12 protein-coding genes and 1 pseudogene are annotated in these 17,883 nt (G+C 49.1%); 4 read left to right on the forward strand and 9 right to left on the reverse strand.

The features are described from left to right. Nucleotide 1 precedes the first annotated feature (1 nt). Genes LC093_RS07385 through LC093_RS07400 form a run of 4 tightly spaced genes read right to left on the reverse strand, consistent with a single transcriptional unit; the run spans nucleotide 2 to nucleotide 10,658 of the window. Nucleotides 2–1,249: an MFS transporter gene (locus tag LC093_RS07385; protein WP_226663728.1), complete on the reverse strand. Its 1,248-nt coding sequence runs from the start codon at nucleotides 1,247–1,249 to the stop codon at nucleotides 2–4. Nucleotides 1,250–1,253: 4 nt separating this feature from the next. After that, a complete protein-coding gene (locus tag LC093_RS07390) occupies nucleotides 1,254–2,147 on the reverse strand; it encodes a polysaccharide deacetylase family protein (RefSeq protein ID WP_226663731.1) in 894 nt (297 codons plus the stop codon). Nucleotides 2,148–2,149: 2 nt separating this feature from the next. Continuing rightward, nucleotides 2,150–9,745: a type I polyketide synthase gene (locus tag LC093_RS07395; RefSeq protein WP_226663733.1), complete on the reverse strand. Its 7,596-nt coding sequence runs from the start codon at nucleotides 9,743–9,745 to the stop codon at nucleotides 2,150–2,152. A 22-nt stretch (nucleotides 9,746–9,767) separates the two neighbouring features. Then, a complete protein-coding gene (locus LC093_RS07400; protein WP_226663736.1) occupies nucleotides 9,768–10,658 on the reverse strand; it encodes a glycosyltransferase in 891 nt (296 codons plus the stop codon). Nucleotides 10,659–10,873: 215 nt separating this feature from the next. Between LC093_RS07400 and LC093_RS07405 the strand changes: the two genes are divergently transcribed. Further along, on the forward strand, nucleotides 10,874–12,100 hold the full coding sequence (locus LC093_RS07405; protein ID WP_226663737.1) for a saccharopine dehydrogenase family protein: 1,227 nt from the start codon (nucleotides 10,874–10,876) through the stop codon (nucleotides 12,098–12,100). Nucleotides 12,101–12,249: 149 nt separating this feature from the next. Here LC093_RS07405 and LC093_RS07410 read toward each other — a convergent pair whose 3' ends face one another. Next, nucleotides 12,250–12,537, reverse strand: a complete 288-nt coding sequence (locus tag LC093_RS07410) for a tetratricopeptide repeat protein (protein WP_413231491.1) — start codon at nucleotides 12,535–12,537, stop codon at nucleotides 12,250–12,252. A 136-nt stretch (nucleotides 12,538–12,673) separates the two neighbouring features. Between LC093_RS07410 and LC093_RS07415 the strand changes: the two genes are divergently transcribed. Next, on the forward strand, nucleotides 12,674–13,975 hold the full coding sequence (locus LC093_RS07415) for a M20 family metallopeptidase (protein ID WP_226663739.1): 1,302 nt from the start codon (nucleotides 12,674–12,676) through the stop codon (nucleotides 13,973–13,975). 196 nt (nucleotides 13,976–14,171) lie between these two features. Then, nucleotides 14,172–14,369 (forward strand): AbgT family transporter, encoded by a 198-nt coding sequence (locus LC093_RS07420; RefSeq protein ID WP_264192921.1) that lies wholly within the window; start codon nucleotides 14,172–14,174, stop codon nucleotides 14,367–14,369. A gap of 85 nt (nucleotides 14,370–14,454) precedes the next feature. Here the strand turns inward: LC093_RS07420 and LC093_RS07425 are convergent, their stop codons facing one another. The 3 genes from LC093_RS07425 to LC093_RS07435 form a co-directional block, all read right to left on the reverse strand. Next, nucleotides 14,455–14,916 (reverse strand): hypothetical protein, encoded by a 462-nt coding sequence (locus LC093_RS07425; protein WP_226663741.1) that lies wholly within the window; start codon nucleotides 14,914–14,916, stop codon nucleotides 14,455–14,457. A gap of 162 nt (nucleotides 14,917–15,078) precedes the next feature. After that, nucleotides 15,079–15,543 carry a hypothetical protein gene (locus tag LC093_RS07430; RefSeq protein WP_226663742.1) on the reverse strand — a complete coding sequence of 155 codons (465 nt, stop codon included), beginning with the start codon at nucleotides 15,541–15,543 and terminating at the stop codon, nucleotides 15,079–15,081. Then, on the reverse strand, nucleotides 15,540–16,559 hold the full coding sequence (locus tag LC093_RS07435; protein WP_319004909.1) for an RHS repeat-associated core domain-containing protein: 1,020 nt from the start codon (nucleotides 16,557–16,559) through the stop codon (nucleotides 15,540–15,542). The genes LC093_RS07430 and LC093_RS07435 overlap by 4 nt, the downstream gene beginning before the upstream one ends. A 162-nt stretch (nucleotides 16,560–16,721) precedes the next feature. On the opposite strand from LC093_RS07435, the pseudogene LC093_RS07440 reads away from it, so the two are divergent. Continuing rightward, nucleotides 16,722–17,113 (forward strand): annotated as a pseudogene (locus LC093_RS07440) (AbgT family transporter). A gap of 118 nt (nucleotides 17,114–17,231) precedes the next feature. Here LC093_RS07440 and LC093_RS07445 read toward each other — a convergent pair. After that, nucleotides 17,232–17,873, reverse strand: coding sequence for a hypothetical protein (locus tag LC093_RS07445; RefSeq protein ID WP_226663744.1), 642 nt, complete (start codon nucleotides 17,871–17,873; stop codon nucleotides 17,232–17,234). Between the last annotated feature and the right edge of the window lie 10 nt (nucleotides 17,874–17,883).

Below are 17,883 nucleotides of genomic sequence, written 5' to 3' on the forward strand. Positions count from 1 at the left end.
ATTAAATGGTTTGCGCAGGCAAAGCACCCACACGCCGAAACCCGGGTATACACAACCCCGCCAGAGCAACAACGATTAATAGCATCCCCGACCATTGCAATAGGTATTGTGTCGAATAAGCCTCAATAAACATCCCGGACAAGGCAGCAGATAAAGGAGTCAATCCAAAAACTGCAAACAGCAGAAGACTCATAATCCGCCCCATATATTCACTGGGTGTGCGTTTCTGGAACCAGGTAATACCCGACACAGATATAACCCCCAGTGAGAGTCCAATAAACAAAATATAAAAAGAAGCACCGATTAGTGTCTGAACATGAGCGACACCGAACAACATACTTCCTGAAACAAGATCTCCGACAATGACGGCAATGCTCAATAAATGAGCCGGGATCTTGACTTTGATCGCAATGAGAGAGCCGATTAAGGCACCGACACCTAAACACGAATACAACTGCCCGAAATCGGTGACGCTACTAGAGAACTTCGCCTTGGCTATCAAAGGAAGTACGACTGCCAGCGGTCCGTGAATCAACAGCGACGCGAGAGCGATGTAGCAGAGCACAATACACATTGCCCGATCCTTAACGCACCAGCTCAAACCGCGCTTAAATGATTTCAGAAAGTTATCCGATTGTTCCCCGCCCCTTGCTTCGAAGCGCAGCGTGACGATTAACGCTATCGACAAGACAATCCCAGCGAGATCCACCAGCAATGCAAACCCGACAGAGAGTGCAACCGCATTTTCCGCACCATGACTCCAGTTTTTCTGTGCAAAATAGATCAGCCAGGCTGCCAGAACAGGACCAACTACCTGAGACGCCTGGTTTGTCCCCATAAGAATTCCATTACAAACCTGAAGCTTGCTTTCAGGAACGAGAAAAGGAGGGATTGACTGCGCCGAAGTGACCGCCAATGATCCGGAACAGCCCAATAGCAGTGCAATTGGGTATAAATGCCAGAACACCAGTAAACCACTAAAGATAAGTGCGCACAGACAGCTCAACGTTAATAAAAAAAGAATCCTGGAAAATAACAGAACCCGTATTGGCCTGTAGATATCCGATAAGGTACCTCCGAATAAAATAAATACACTGTGAGGTAAAGAAATACAGGCCATGACACTACTTAATGCCAAGGCACTGTCAGTCAGCTCCAGTGTCAACCAGGGAATCGCTACCAGCGTAAAAAAGCTGCCTATTGAAGCAACCGCGGTAGAAATCCAAAAAATGACAAATGACTTGGGCATTGCTTCACTCAACAGGGTTTAGACTGGAATCCAACCAGTAACGGTTTACGGTAAACCGATCACCACCATCATAGTGGCCACTTTTCACCGTCGTAGCCGTGAGATAACCGGCTTCCATAACGAGCTCGACAACGTCCCGACTGTAATCGCCATATGGATAGGAGAAGTGGTTAATCCTGCTCCCCAACTTCTCTTCCAGGCGGAACTTGGACTGATTGATTTCCCGTCTTGCCTCATCGAGCGTTAATTGACTCAGCCGGGGGTGAGAAAGCGTGTGAGATCCGATAGTTACCAGGGGATGGCGATGCAGCTCGGATGCTTTTTCCCAATCTAAGGCTCTGACTCTAAAAATGTCATCTGCGCTCACTCCCATACTCTCGAAGAGCTCACGGACATCCGCAACACCATTTATCTGGCTCTCAATGAAAGCATCAAGGGCCAATAGCGTTGCCTTTTTTTGTTCGCGGGTATGACATTCGTATTGATGTTGTCGCGCTCTCCATGAGAACTTTATGAAATCCGTTTTCGCGACGAAATCTTCCAGGATTCCAAAACAGTGATAACAGGTTTGATCGGGGTAACCCGTAACCAGATACAGACACGCAGGGACGTTCAGATCCTCAAGTAGCGGTAAAATCACCTCATAAAAATCGATATATCCATCGTCAAATGTCAGCGCAATTCGCTTGGCCCCTTTCGGGGCCTCGCTCAACAGTGCTTCATCAAGGCTTATGAACTGGTAGCCAGCATGCCGCAGGTCGAGAATATACTTCCTCAACTTGCTTACCTGCAGCTCCATGCAAGCCACTTCTACCAGCTTTTGCTCATGAACTGCATCGGGAAGAACACGATGCAAAGCCACAATATTGGTACTTCCGGAAAGATAGGTGTAATCCATACTTACACCTTTTCTTTGTGAGCCGGGCGATTGGCTTCGACGGCAGTTCCACCCAAATTTTCGGATATAGCGGCCTTGAGATGATCGATAGAATCCGGTTTGTAGACCTCACTGTTGTAGTTCATGTATACATCATAGGTATCTTCCCTGATGTAGACTTCAAAATAGAAGAGGACCTGCCTGTTAAGGGCTTCACTGGCCCAGTACCTTCCCGAAACTTCACTGTCAAACCACTGTCCGAACGCCCATTCGTCATTTCTTACATCGAACAGTTTCCCATCCTGACGCAAGTGGTCCTCGCTAGTAGAAGGAACGATATTAATCGCCACCTGGGACGGAGAAATCGCTTTCATCTGCTCACGAACATGTTCATCACCACACATGAACTTAAGAACACCATATTCGCTATTCGCGTTCATACTCCGCGCCAACTGCTCGGCACAGTCATCCCGCGATGTATCCAGTAAGACTGGATAATCCTCGGTAAAGTAGCCAATAGTGTTGGAGGCATCTGGAAGAACTGCATCCTGGCGGCGGCCGTGGTGTTGCAAGTCAAACTGGAGCTTTCGAACTCCGGACCAGCTACTTATTGCCCGGGCAATTTCAAGGATTGCGCTGCGACTTTCGTCGACATTGGCCTTCCTTTGCCGCGTGATCTTGAGCACTTCAGTGCGACCGTTACCATAGCGATTATTGCCTGAGTTCAGTGGCGAATCTGTAGACAGCGGTTCAACGTCCTGCCACCCGGAAGCCAATATACCCTTGACCTTATCTATACAATTTTCAGTATTTGCGTATTCCGCGAGCTTGTGACTGTACTCAAACAGCGATCCGCCAAACAGTCGCGCGCTTTCTCCTTTCACTTGCGCATCGTAACTTTCAACTATCTGAGACAAGAACTGCATAGCACTCATTCCATCCATCAATAATTGATGGAACATGAGCAATAAAACCTTATCCCCGGAGTCCTCGGACTCTATGATTTTTATCTTCATCGGCGACGTATGCAGGTTAACGTCTCTAATCCACTCTGCGTACAGTGCCTCCTCCTTCAGGTTAACCAGAGTAACCGCTTCAACGATGTCTTTTGCAGTGATCTCGACTATCGTGGCGGAACCATATTGTTGGTCGATATCATTCACCACTCGCAGGCCATCATTAACAGCCAGAACGTCGTCCAGTGCACGCATAAATACTTGCAGATCGAAATCGCGGCTCAAAGCCCGGACAAAGCTCTTGGTCCAGTGATTAAGCTCCTTGTTATCGCAACCATCCAATAAGTTGTGATACACGCTGTAGCGGCTCGGGAGCCAGGGTATTTCGCCGGTCTGGCTCTGATCTGCTGCTTTAAATTCGGTAGCATCCGTTAAAAATTCTTCCACCAAATGGCCGGCGAGAGCCTTTGCAGAAGAGTACTTGGCCACCAGCGTACCGGGCAGTTTCATACCCAGTGCAGTTTGCATACGATTCTTGAACTCCATCGCCATCAGGGAGTTCAACCCGTACTCGAATACATTGCCGGTTGGTTCGATGGCCTCGGGAGAATCCAGGCCAAGCACATCAGCAAAGATTTCCCGACTCAACTGAATCAACAGCTGAGTTTTTTCTTCCGCACCAAGCTTGGTGAGAACGGATCGGTAATCAATGGCGGTCTGGGCTTCTTCCGGGTTGAAAAACTCGGAAAACACAGTCTTTTTCGCGGGTTCAGGGAATTGCTTGAGGATCCGGCCCCAGTCAAGATTGAATACGCCGCCCTGCGGCAGACGGTACCGAAGCAGTTGCTCCATTGCGCCCATGCCCTGATCGGTGGTGAGCGCCGCCATACCGGCATCTTCCATTCGCTGGATATCCCTGGCGTCCAGATTGGCTGCCATACCCGCATTGGCCCAGGGGCCCCAGTTTACGCTGAGCGCCGCAAAGCCCTGGCGCTGGCGCCAGTGGCAGAAGCTGTCCATAAAGGCGTTCGCGGCCGCGTAGTTACACTGGCCAGCCCAGCCAACAATTGCCGCAATCGAAGAAAAGCAGACAAACATGTCGAGGGTCAGATGCGCTGTGGCCTGATGCAGGTTGTACGTGCCAAGTACCTTCGGCTGCAGTACACGGTCGAATTGCTCGTCCGACTGCTGGGGAATTGTGCCATCGGCGAGTACACCTGCTGAGTGAATAACACCAGCAAGGGGAGGCAGATCGCGGCGGATACTGGCTACGACCTGCTCGATATCGTCGAGCCTGCATACATCCGCCTGCATAACAGAAATGGCTACACCGGCACTTCTTACCTGTTCGATTTCGACCAAGGCTTCAGGTTTGGGTGCGCTGCGGCCGATAAGAACGACCGAGGTTGCGCCTCCGGCAGCCAGCCAATGCATTATTTCGAGCCCCAAGCCACCAAGGCCGCCAGTTACCAGATATGTGACATCCGGGCGAATCACTTCCGAATTGATTCGACTAATGGCGGTCTCTGGCCTGTCGCTGAAGGTGACAAGGCTGTCTGGCAAGTAGCCATGCTCCAGGGCACCGAGCACCGAGATCTCGTTTGTAACGGGAACAAGGCCCGCCCGGGCGGTTAGGCTGTCATCCAGTTGTTTCCTGAAAGTTTCGACGGGTTTCTGGACAAGAGCTCGCAATGAAATAGGGTGGTAGATCGCAGACTTGTCACACAGTATTGCGAAAAGGTCTTCCGGCAGCTGTTCAGGCTTGGCGGCGACATCCAGCCAGCGACCGCCCTCTTCCAGTAATTCCAGTGCTTTGTCACGCGCATCGAAGTCGCCGCGGAAGACTACCGCTTGATACCCGTTGCCGCCGTTACTTTGCCGTGCCTCCCTCACCAGATCCGGATCATCGGCCGATACCGCGAATACATTTTCAGCACGTGCCTGCGCCAGGTGCTCCGCATGGTGGCTGCAGAAGCAAATATTAATTCCGGACTCTTCTGCAAACCGTGACAGCCCGCGGGTAAATGCATCCCAGTCGCCAGTCACAAAAATACTTGCGCGATTCGAGTCTGTTCGCAACAGCTCTATAACATGAGCCGCGAGAAGGCTGGAGGTCAAACCCACACTTTGAATGGCATCTCCCTGCCAGGGTACAGTCCGTTCCGCATCGACGAGGAGCTGCGAACGGGGCGCCTGTTCTGTCAGGGCATATACCCGCTCTCCGAGAAACTGGGGATCCAGCGAGCCGGTGACCTGTCCAATAACCCCATAAACCGGACGGCCGCTAGTGCCAGCATCGATAGCAAAGGTTTCTACACGGATTACCAGCTCGCCATCGCCTGGTGTCAACTGTGGTTCCCGAACGGCCAATAAGCCGTTATTACCGTCTCTGGTATCGAGGCTGAATTGCTCATCCTCGCGAAGTTCTGTTAACGAATCACAGTTCGACTGCATCACCGCCGGAGTCAGCTGTCGCAAGCGGTTTGCGTACAGGTCACCATTTCGGCAAGCCACTTCCTGCTCGTAGCCCGGGCCGGCCAGCCACTCAGCTAAAGCAGCAAGCGAGTTATCAATTGGGGCTCGGTCGAGATCAGCCAGCGTCACCTTGAAGTCAGGGAACTCGGAGCCAAATACTCGGGCAAATCCCCACACAGCAGCCTGCGCAGGTGCCATATTCCGGTCAGCGGCAATAACCCCCTGAGCATTTTCGGTAGCAAATATCAGTGCGGTCTGGTGCGCCCACTCAATTTCTGAAATCGCCTGAGCAAGCTTCAGGGTAACCTGGCTTTGCGAGAGGACCTGCTGGTAGTCGAGGGAATCACCAACAAAATCGAGAGCCAGCAGGTTGAAGATATGACTCGTGCGCTTTGCGTACTGCGGCAACTGCGTCAGACCGTCCTGTAAATTATCCGGGTCGAATACGATGGTTTCGACGTTATCCCAACGTGTCCGAAGATAATCCTCGATCTCAACCGCTCGTGTAGAACTTCCGCGTAAAACCAGCCAGTTAGCCGTACTAGTATCAGCGCCTTCATCTACCTCAAGTGCTTGCCATAAATAGTCATAACAAAGGTCATTACTCCCCTGAAGGCGCTCTTGCATATTACTCGCCTTCAAAGTAATGCCGGATATTTTGACGAGCAGATCCCCGCTTTCATCAAGCAGCGCAACATCACCCACAATTTCCGACTCACTTCGACTGCGCGAGGTCAGATAGCCATAACATCGACCGGAGGGCGCTTTCAGGTAATTCAAGCGCTCGATAGCAACCGGCAGATAGCCCGATTCAATAGTTGGGAAAAGCCCCTGGAATGCGCTATCCAGAATACACGGATGCAACAGGTAATCTTCGGAAGATTTCAGAACGGAATCGCTCGGCATAATTTCGACAAGAGACGAATCCTTGTCAAACCAGCAACGCTGCACGGCCTGAAACTCCTCCTCATAGTGCAGGCCAAGTGCTCGACAATGCTGGTAAAAATCGTCCTTGTTGTACTCGCTTTCCATACTGGCGATGAGCTTCGGCAGGTCTATCGGTGCCTCGTCTGCTACCGAGTCCGGCGCATCATGTACCTGACCGTCACTGAAGATCCGCCACTGGCGATCATCGTTATCCTGAACACGAATCGCGTAGCGCCCGGAATTCTGGTCCAGGTGTGTCTCAACAAGAGTGGCAGCGCTGTCATTCAGGAACAGCGCTCGCTTGAATTCCACTTGTTTCAAACTGACCGCGTCAGAGGAAACCAGATCCTTCCCTGCGCGCAGGGCCATCTCGATATACGCCGCGCCGGGAAAAACTGGCTCGCCTTCGACCTTGTGTCCACGGAGGTATGTTTGCTGCTGAAGGTCGATTGAGCTGTGCCAGATTAACGCGGTTGAATTGAGGGGTGCTCCGAGTAGTTCGTGCACCGGAGCATCAAAACCGCCCTGTTTACGGACATTTTTCAGTCGAGAGGCTGCGACGTCCTCTGTCTCATGCCAGTAGCGTGCGTGCTGCCACGCATAGTTCGGGATGGGAACAACCTTCGCAGAAGCCTGTGGATACAGCACTTCCCAATCGATGTCGTAACCCACAGATTGCAGCCCTGCGATCGCCATTACCGCCATCAAAGCGTCATCCTGATCGCGCTTGAGGGTAGTGACCACACCGCCGCTATTCATATTTCGTTCGATATTCTTGGAAATGGAGCTAGCCAAGGCAGCGTGGGGCGCTATTTCCAGAAAGGTCCCGTAACCATCTTTGGCAATACGCTCAATCGCTCTTTTGAACAGTACGGGCTCTCGCACATTTTCCGGCCAGTACTCACAGCCGAAATCTCCCTCCTTCGCCAGCTCGCCGGTTACGGTCGAATAAAGCGGCGTGTGCGGCTTCTGCGGCTTGATATCTTTCAGCGCATCAATGAGCGGTGTCTTGAGGCGATCCATCACCGGGCTGTGATAGGGAACCGCTACTTTCAAAAAGCGCGCAAAGATCCCTTCCTGATCCAGTTTTTCGGAAATTTTCTCGAGTTCGGCTTCATCACCTGCCAGCGTCAACGCTTCCTCGCTGTTGATCGCGGCGATGGAAACCTTGTCTTCAATTCCAGACAGATATGGCTTCAGCTCTTCTTCTGTAAGAGCGACGGCCAGCATCTTGCCGAGTCCCTCTGTAGTGTGCTGCAGTGAGCTACGGTGATAGATGACTTTAATAGCATCATCAAAGCTGAGCGCGCCCGCCACGTACGCAGCTGCCACTTCTCCAGCGCTATGTCCAACAACGGCATCGGGTTTTACACCCCAGCTTGCCATCAACTCTGCAAGAGCATACTGGGAAGCAAAAATCGCCGGCTGTGCAATAAATGTGGTATGGATACGGTCAGGATCTTCACTGTTGTAAAGTTCATCTACGAGACTCCAGCCGGAGTACTGTTTTAGCGCTTCACTACAGCGATCAATAGCCGTTTTGTAAACCGGTTCCTGTCGATAAAGTTCCAGTCCCATCTTTGCCCACGTCGTTCCCATTCCCGAGAACGTAAAGCAAACCCGTTTTCCATCGTCAGTGTTGACGGAGCCGGACGCATAGTTGGCACTCGCCGATCCCGCCAGGAAATCCTCCAGAGCCATGACCAGTTCTTGCTTGCTCTTCCCGCTAGCAATAAGACGATATTTGAAGTGCTCGCGCTTGTTCGCCGCGGTGTAGCAGATATCCTGCAGGTCAGCAGCATCTTCCCGGTCTTCGCTATCAAGAAGGTAGTCAATCCACTTCTCTGCCTGGTCTTTTAGCCCCTTCTCTGTTTTCGCACTGACAGGCAAAAGATGAAAGTCGCCATTGGCAAGTGACGATTGGCAGCAATGCTCATCGGCTTTTACTGGAGCCTGTTCAATAACCACATTCGCGTTAGTACCGCCAAAACCGAACGAGTTCACAATGGCGCGACGCTTCTCTCCCGCGATATCCGGCCACGGAGTATTCTTCGCGAGAATGTCGATATTGAGGGTTTCGGGGTTTATTTCCGGATTGACCTGATTGAAATGAATGTTTCCAGGGATAACCCCGTGCTTCATTGACATTACCGTTTTAATCAAGCCAGCGACACCGGCGGCAGCCTCTGTGTGGCCAATATTGCTTTTAACAGAGCCAATCGCACAGCGGCTTACGCGCGCCGTATCCTGCCCCAGCAAACTACCCAATGCATTGACTTCGATCGGGTCTCCTACCGCAGTGCCGGTTCCATGTGCTTCCGCATACTGGATAGCATGGGCAGGGATTTCTGCAAACGACAATGTCTTGGTGAGCAGTTTCTTCTGGGACTCACCGTTCGGCACTGTTATGCCGACGGTGTGGCCATCCTGATTTGCACCGCTCGCTTTAATGACCGCCAGGATATTATCGTTATCCGAGATCGCATCGGATAACCGCTTGACCATAACCAGCCCGGCTCCCTCACTGCGCACATAACCATTTGCAGAAGCATCAAAGCTCTTGCAACGGCAATCGGGAGACAACATTGAAGCTTTGCAGATAGAAACTGTGAGTTCGGGTCTCAACAGAATATTTACCCCTCCGGCGATGGCATAGCGACTATCACCATTGAGCACAGCCTTACAGGCCAAATCCAGAGCAACCAGGGATGAAGAGCACGCAGTATCCAGTGTGATACTCGGCCCGGTAAAATCGTACGCGTAAGAAATACGATTCGACGTCAATGTCATGGATGGCCCGGTGGCCGAGTGGCTGCTGATATTTTCGTGGGCCATGGGGTCGAGCTGAATTTGCTCATAGTCATGCATGAATTGACCGATATAGACCGCGGTGTCACTACCTTTCAGGTCACTAGACTTTAAGCCCGAGTTCTCAATCAGCTCCTGCGTGAGCTCAAGCAACCAGCGGTGCTGTGGATCAATGTGGGGGGCCTCTTTAGGAGAAATTCCGAAAAATTGTGGATCGAACTGATCAAGTCCTGTTATGAATCCCCCCTGGTTCACAAACATTTTTCCGACCTTTTCTCGATCGGTATCGTAGTAAGCTTCCGAATCCCAACGGTCAGCAGGAACATCGACAATCCCATCCCCACCGTTCAATAGAAATTCATAAAATTCTTCCGGACTGTTGTTACCGCCTGGCAAGCGGCAGGACAAACCGATAATTGCGATATCTGTACTTTTGACAGCGCTGTCTTTCATAACCAGATCCAAATCCATTTATTTAAGCTAAAGAGGGTTCCGCACATGCTTTCGGGTATTGCCTTTCAATACCGAGTATCTCCTGCCACGTCAGGGACTTCAGGGTCTGATACTCGCTCTCGGAATGCTTCCTGCAGATGTATTGAATATTATTTCTTGAGTCGCGTACTTTTTGTTCCGCGTCCTTTTCATGTGGCGCATGTACGGCTTCCATGCCTGGAAGAACACGAAATTTACAGCCGCTTTTCTGCAGGCGAATACCAAGTTCGACGTCCTCTCCGCCCCAGGAATTGAACCATTCATCAAAGCCGTTTATTTTTATCAATTCACCGCGCTTTACCGATGCATTGCCGGTCCAGAACGCCACCCATGCCCCGTACCTATTGAGGTCCTTTCCCATCAACTTGCTAAACATCTCAAAACGGCAATCATATAGTTCCGGAGAAATACTAAGCATGGGGAATACTTTGTCGGCAGGGTACGACAAGATCTCACTTAACTTATTAAAATTGCTCGAACAGAACTCATTCACACCATAAGACAACCCGATAACAACCTCTCTACCGAACTGTGAGTGCGACTTCAGGTGTTCATCCAGGAGGTTCCTGGAAGCAATCATTCCAGAGTCAAAAAACAAAACGATTTCATACTTAGCCTGAATGACCCCCAGGTTTCTGGCTGACGCTACGCGAAACCCAAAGTCCGGCTGATAGAGATACAGAATGTTTATTCTGTCTTTATACTTAGGTATTACTTCAAATGTGTTATCAGAGGAACCATCATCAACAACAATTACTTCATACAACGATTTATCAAGACTCTGGTCACAGAGTGAATCAAGAGTTTTTTCAAGTAAATCCCTGTAATTGTAGGTTGGAATAACAACACTAATCCCTTCAAAATCCTTTTTCATTCGACACAGACCTTAGTAAAACTTAAACCCAGCCAACTCAAAAACGCCATTATTAAAATATTTTCTATCACAGAAAATGTGACAGGATTCTTTAAGTAACCCAAAGCGATTTATTCACATACAAAGTAAAACCAACGTACCAAAATCAACAAAACTTATGTTGTTGATAGATGCGCCACAAGGTTACCGATCCAAGAAAAACGTGATTTAATGAATTGAACGTCACCCAAGTAAAGCGCGTTTTTCTTCTTGGCGCGTTCATCATCCAAGTTTTGTGCTGCACTTCTCTGGCAGGTTTTATGAATCAACATGACATTGTTCTTCTAGGCGCCACAGGCGTTACCGGAAGCTTAATTTTCGACAACATTTCCAGCAAAAAAAACGGTAGCATCTCACTCGCAATCGCAGGCAGGGATGAGCATAAATTAAGGAAAACGATAGAAACTGGCAAAAACAAAGACTCCATTTCCTACCATATTGCGGACGCAGGAAACCCCTCGTCACTAAGAAAACTGGCAAAGTCTTCTAAACTTATAATTAACGCGGTTGGACCTTATAGCGATTTTGGCAGCTACGTTATGTCTGCCTGTATACGTGAAGGAATCGATTACATCGACCTTTGTGGAGAACCTGGCTGGATGTACAAAATGATATCCAGCCACTCCGAGTCAGCGAAAAAAAATGGATCCAGAATCATATTTAGCTGTGGATTTGATTCAATTCCATTCGACCTCGGTGTACATCACATACAAAATGTAGCGAAAAAACACCTGGGAAAACCGGTTTCCAAAGTGAGAGCAAGAATTGAAAAGATGGTCGGGAATTTTTCAGATGGGACGACGCAAAGTCTCGCGGCAACTGTCAGATCTGGCCACGAAGATCCTCAACTACTGAAACAGCTACTAAACCCATTTGCGCTCTGCGAAGGTAACGATGGACCGAGGCAACCATCAGGTGTTGTACCCACTTATGAGGAGGATATCGACTCCTGGGTGGCCCCTTTTATGATGGCGGTAATCAATACCAAAAACGTACATCGTTCCAACCACCTTCTAAATTACCCATACGGAAAATCATTTATTTACGACGAAATGTGGATGACGGGCCCTGGAAGTCGCGGGGAAAAAACGGCCAAGGCAATAGCCTCAGACAGAGAAATGGCAAAAAACAACAATATTAATGATGATACAGCGGATGGGTACTATAAAATTCAGTTTATAGGGGAAGAAAACAACAAGCGTATCATCACTTCGGTAGAAAGTGATTTTGACCCCGGTTATCACTCCACAGCAAAAATGGTCACTGAGTCTGTATTCTGCTTTCTGGAAAACCGGGATTCCATTCCAGCAGGTATTCACACTCCCGCCTCAGCATTCGGCGATAAGCTTATTGATCGCCTGCAAGAAAATGCTGGCATGAGGTTTAATGTGAGACGCGTGTAATCTTTAAAAGGCGCATCAACAGGTGACCGGACCCGGCCATCTATGATGCGGGCGCCTTCAATAGCGTTTCCACTTCGATTTCATTGCGTAATGAACAGGCATGACTACTACTCGGCCACTGCCAACGGCACACTTGGGATGAATAGGAATCAGTCGGATTTACGCGCAAGCTTATTAAGAAAGACCGATATCTCTCGTTCAACCTGTATATCGCTTTTCTTTTTCGCCACTTCCAGTCCACGCTGGAATACATCCACCGCCGCCTGGTCGTTGCCTGACGCCATTTGACAGCGTCCCAGTAACTTCCACGCGGCGGAATGGTCCGGCATTTGCTTGAGACATTCCTGCAGATGCGGAATCGCCTCATCGTATTCCTTTAAATTGAATAGTGCGCTACCAAGCCCAAAGCGCAACAGTGGTGAATCCTTACCTGCCACTAATTGGGCCTGAAGCCGCTCAATAATTGGATTGGCTATGGGGCTACTCCTCTATTTCGCGTTAGACTCATGAATCGTTACAATTGTGACCTTCCGCCACCATAACAACAACCGACCGGAAATACAGGAAATCGTTGTGAAAAAGACACTGCTTTCTCTTTCAATGGCCATTGCCACCGCTTCCACAACATCCATGATACACGCCGCCGATGCCAGCAAGTACCTGGCACAGGCAGAAGACAATGTTATCGAATGGCGCCGCCACTTGCACCAGAATCCGGAGCTGGGTAACCGCGAATTCGAGACAGCCAAGTACATCACCGCACACCTGAAGTCCCTGGGTATTGAGGTGGAGACCGGTATCGCTCACACCGGCGTTGTGGGCCTGCTCAAAGGCGGCAAGCCCGGCCCCACTGTCGCCCTGCGCGCAGATATGGATGCGTTGCCAGTAACCGAGCAAGTGGATGTACCGTTCGCCTCCAAAGCGAAAACCCAGTACAACGGTGAAGAAGTCGGGGTCATGCACGCCTGCGGCCACGATACCCATGTGGCCATGCTGATGGGGGCCGCACAGGTGCTGTCGGCAATGCGCGATGATCTTGCCGGCAACGTGCTGTTTATCTTTCAGCCCGCCGAGGAAGGCGCGCCGGATGGTGAGGAAGGCGGCGCGGAGCTGATGCTGAAAGAAGGCCTGTTCAAGAAGTACAAGCCGGAGGTGGCCTTTGGCCAGCACGTCTCCTCCAGCCTGCCCAGCGGTGTGATCGGTTACCGTTCCGGCCCACTGATGGCGAGTTCTGACGAATTCCGTATTAACGTCAAAGGGCGTCAGACCCACGGCTCGCGTCCCTGGGGCGGGGTCGACCCGATTACCGCGGCAGCGCAGATCGTGATGGGTACCCAGACCATCGTCAGCCGCCAGATCGACATCACCAAGGAGCCCGCGGTAGTGTCTTTCGGCAAAATTGATGGCGGTGTACGCAACAACATCATTCCTGACAGCGTGTTCCTGAACGGCACCATCCGTAATTTCGATATAGACAACCGCCAGGAAATTTTCAAACGACTCAAAGTGACCGCAGAGAAACTCGCCGAAAGCACTGGTGCTGTAGCCGAAGTGGAAATTCTCGAAGGCTACCCGGTAACCAGCAACAATCCGCAACTGACGGAAATGGCCGTACCGGTGCTCGAGGAAGCCGCGGGTGAAAACAAGGTAATCGTGGTACCGAAGGTGACCGGTGCGGAAGACTTTTCGTTCTTTGCCAACGAAATCCCCGGCTTCTATTACTTCCTTGGTGTCACCCCCAAAGGCACAGATCCGGCGACCGCAGCCAGCAACCATTCACCGCGTTTTTATGTGGATGAAAGTGCACTCAGCGTTGGTACCAAAGCGCTGACGCAACTCACGCTGGACTATATGGCGAGTAAAGCGACCAACTAATCGCCGGCGGCGGGGCAACCCGCCGTCCCTTTTATCCTGAAGTGCGGGCTGGTCAATCCGAGCCTGGGCAGTGTCTCTGCACAGTGGGCGGTAGCCACACCGAATTTTGCGGCGATGCTGATGTGCTGGACTAAGCCTCGGAATTCATCCAGGCCGCCTACCGTATCAGTGATTCGGTAACCAATGCATCACCGTGATGATGAGCTATTTCGGCCTGATCGTTTCCTTCGTCACCGGCTACAAGAAAGACCTGAGAATCGGCACACCTATTGCGACCATGATTCCGCACTCAATCTTCTTCTTTATCGGCTGGAGTGCGCACTTCTTCCTGTGGGTGTTCGTCGCTGGACTGCCAGTGGCGCCGGGTGCAGCTACTTACTTCTCTAGTAAATAAAGCAACTTGTTTACATACGAAAACCGCGCCATCTGGCGCGACCTTCCATTAAGGAGTCGATTAAAAACAGTAGTCATTAAATAGCTTACTTTAAAAAAACCAACTCAAAATTATCCGTTAATATCAATTTATCGCCTTCAAGAATAAAATATCTAATTTCCACACACGCCTCAGATGTAATCGAGAAGTGCTGAGGAAGCACTGAGCCGACGTTACTGGATCGACCAATTTCGAAAACCATAAACGGCTTCCCAGTGCAAGCTCTGTTATACACATCCACCTGCAAAAAATCGACACTTATATCTGCCCCGTATATATTATCCAGCCTCACTACGGCTGAAACATACCCGTCATCCGACTTACTCGGTCTATCAAATGAGACTATCCAGCTCCCGCCATTTCCGTTCACAAAGGAGGCCATGGATTCACTGCTGGAAAGTGAAAAGACGTTATTCGGATAATACTCGCCTTTTCCTATCGTCCCACAAGAGCTAAGCAGAAAAGAACAGCAGAAAAATATGTTTAATAAAGCTACTTTTCTCTTCATTTTTTGCTTCTCCTGTATACACCAACCACAGATTCTTCCGGGCTTCCGTATGCGAATCGATAGATCACATAATAACACTTCAATCAGGAACAGTTTTGTTCGATTTCAATATATCTCTTCCAATCCACCAGCCCAATACCATCCAAACCTTTAAATCACAAACTAGCCACCCGATAAAACATTTATCGTTAAACTATAGCCTTCACCAAAAAAACAGGAATCAGGAAAGACCAAGGTAAAACCTATTTCCTCACTATTTTTTTTCGCACTAAAACTCATGTTTTTCAGCAGTTTTTCCAAGTCAAAATAATCCACTTTATTAACGGAAAAAACCGACCTAACATCCTCGACCATCCTTGAATACGTGTAAATTGAAAACCCCACATCACACGACCTTTTAAGAGATATAAATTTACGCTGAACCTCCAAAGACTCAGCGATAAACATTTCATCATCTCTAAAAATTTTGGACTTCATAAACCCCTTTTCTTCGGCTTCTTCAAAGGAGTTAAACCTGATAATTTTCCCAAACCTCTCATCTGACACAATTTGATCTGAGCACACAGACTGTGAGACAAGAAAAACAAAAAATAGATTGAATAACCTATGTATAAATAACTGAATCATTTGTTTTCTCTGTAATACTCAATCGGCCTTCTTTCGCGATAATATAGGGTATTCCCATGTCCATAGTTCATTTTATGGGAACCTTCATGAGACAATGTTCCTATCACTGATTCAATACCGGTTAACTGACTACACGCACAGCTTATCCCTAACTGCCTTTTCTTTTCCGACATATCATCTTTAAAGTACTCCATTCTTGGAGCAGTTGCACTTCTATAAACAAAGATACTACCTGTACTTTTAACATGCTCTCCTTCTATCAAGCTCCAGCCAGGATTTTCTTTTGAAAAATTAATAGCCTCCTGAGTACTTGAAAAATATCTCGTAGATGAACAAGAATGAATAGTTTTACAAAAACCCATTTTTATTTCGTCTACAAATGTAGCTCTATCCAAATAGGAGACATATCTATTATTTCTCGAAGCCTTGACAGCATCGTTGTAGACGTTTCGAGGGTCATTCGGAATATTACTTAGTATCCCTCTTATCCTACTGCTTTCGGTGTCATAATCGACATCGGAGTCATTATAAATCTGCCCAAATATGTACGATATTGTAGAATATGAAGCATACAAGGCAGCTCCTCCACCATTTAGCGTACCAAGCCCCCGAGACATAATCGAATAACTGCCATTACCACTTCCAGTCTGAAACGCCCCAACGGCAACACCTTCAGGCACCATGCCTTCCATTGGAGCCCAAAAGCCGTTGTGGTCCGGATTATACTGTCCGGTTTGAATGCCAAACCCATCGGTTCCAAAGCTCACGGTCACTCCGCCGCCTTCGCCAAACAGTCGGTTCTTGGCGGATTCCCAGCCTTCAGAAAGATCCTCCCTGAAATCACTCCAGCTGTAGTAACCCGTCGGGTCTGTAAGCGTCAGAGGGTTACCTTTTACGTAGCTATAGCGGTTGTAGCCCTGGGTATCAGTAACGCCGTCAATCATTGGATCCGCCTGCAAGAACCTGCCCAGATCCGCGTCATAGATACGCCCATTCATAGCGCGGCGAGCAATCATTCGCCACGTTTTTATGTGGATGAAAGTGAACTCAGCGTTGGTACCGAAGCGCTGACTCAACTCACACTGGGCTATATGGCGAGTAAAGCGACCAACTAATCGCCGGCGGCGGGGCAACCCGCCGTCCCTTTTATCCTGAAGTGCGGGCTGGTCAATCTGAGCCTGGGCAGCGTCTCTGCACCGTGGGCGGTAGCCACACCGAATTTTGTACCGATGCTGATGCTGCTGGGTTACGCCTCGGAATTCATCCTGGCCGCCTGCCGTATCAGCGATTCGGTAACCAATGCATCACCGTGATGATGAGCTATTTCGGCCTGATCGTTTCCTTCGTCACCCTCTACAAGAAAGACCTGAGAATCGGCACACCGATTGCGACCATAATTCCGCACTCAATCTACCTCTTTATCGGCTGGACTGCGCTCTTCTTCCTGTGGGTGTTTGTTGCCGGCTTGCCGGTGGGGCCGGGTGCGGCGACTTACTTCACTATGTCAGCTGAGCCACCTCGCACGCACACAGAAACCGCGCCAGAGGGCGCGGTTTCTTATTGTAGCTAAACCAACCATCTGGTAGCGCAACATCGAAGAATCACATCGAACTCTTTTAGGCATTATTAGGTATTAGAATGAAATCAACCCGCCACGAAAGATCACAGTTATACCCATAAACCTAAATTCACTTACTCAATTCTACACATTGAGAAATCTCGCCTAAACGCTCGTCCATAGACAATCTAATTTCTTTTAGATCATTAGCTTCAAGATGATTTAGCAGCTTTTCTTCCAAAGAGATAGCCATTTCATATCCGATCGTACCCTTATTCACCATTTTCGAATAAACCATAAGCCAAAAATAGGAATCACTGTATCTCTCACTCTTGAAATAGTAATCCATCAAAACTCGTGCTGCCTGCCTTACACCTAGAGATGCGGAAATTTTCAAGCCATTGAGCGCGGAAGGCGAGAACTCATTTTTAGAAAATCCATCTGTTTCCTCTTCCGCAAGATAGAAAAAAGCAATTTGCCTAAAATGGCAGTAGTCGCTAGCCGAAATGTCTCTCAAATATTGTAACGCCAACTCTTTATCTACAGCTTTATGCGTTCTATAAAATAAATAGGTGTGAACTTTTGCCTCTCCAGAAACCAGCTCATCCTTAGATCCTATAGCAGTATCCAACAACTCAACAACGCGACTTGTATTACCACCTTCAATCGCTTCTCTATATAACGCCAAAAACTCAGATCGCGTTTCCTGAGACAGACATACGGGAGAAAAAAACAAGCAAGCCATCAAAAATAGACTGGAAAATCTATACATAAACTAAATC

Origin of the sequence: Microbulbifer aggregans (genome assembly GCF_020524005.1) — a bacterium.
In the GTDB taxonomy this organism is placed as follows: Bacteria; Pseudomonadota; Gammaproteobacteria; order Pseudomonadales; family Cellvibrionaceae; genus Microbulbifer; species Microbulbifer aggregans_A.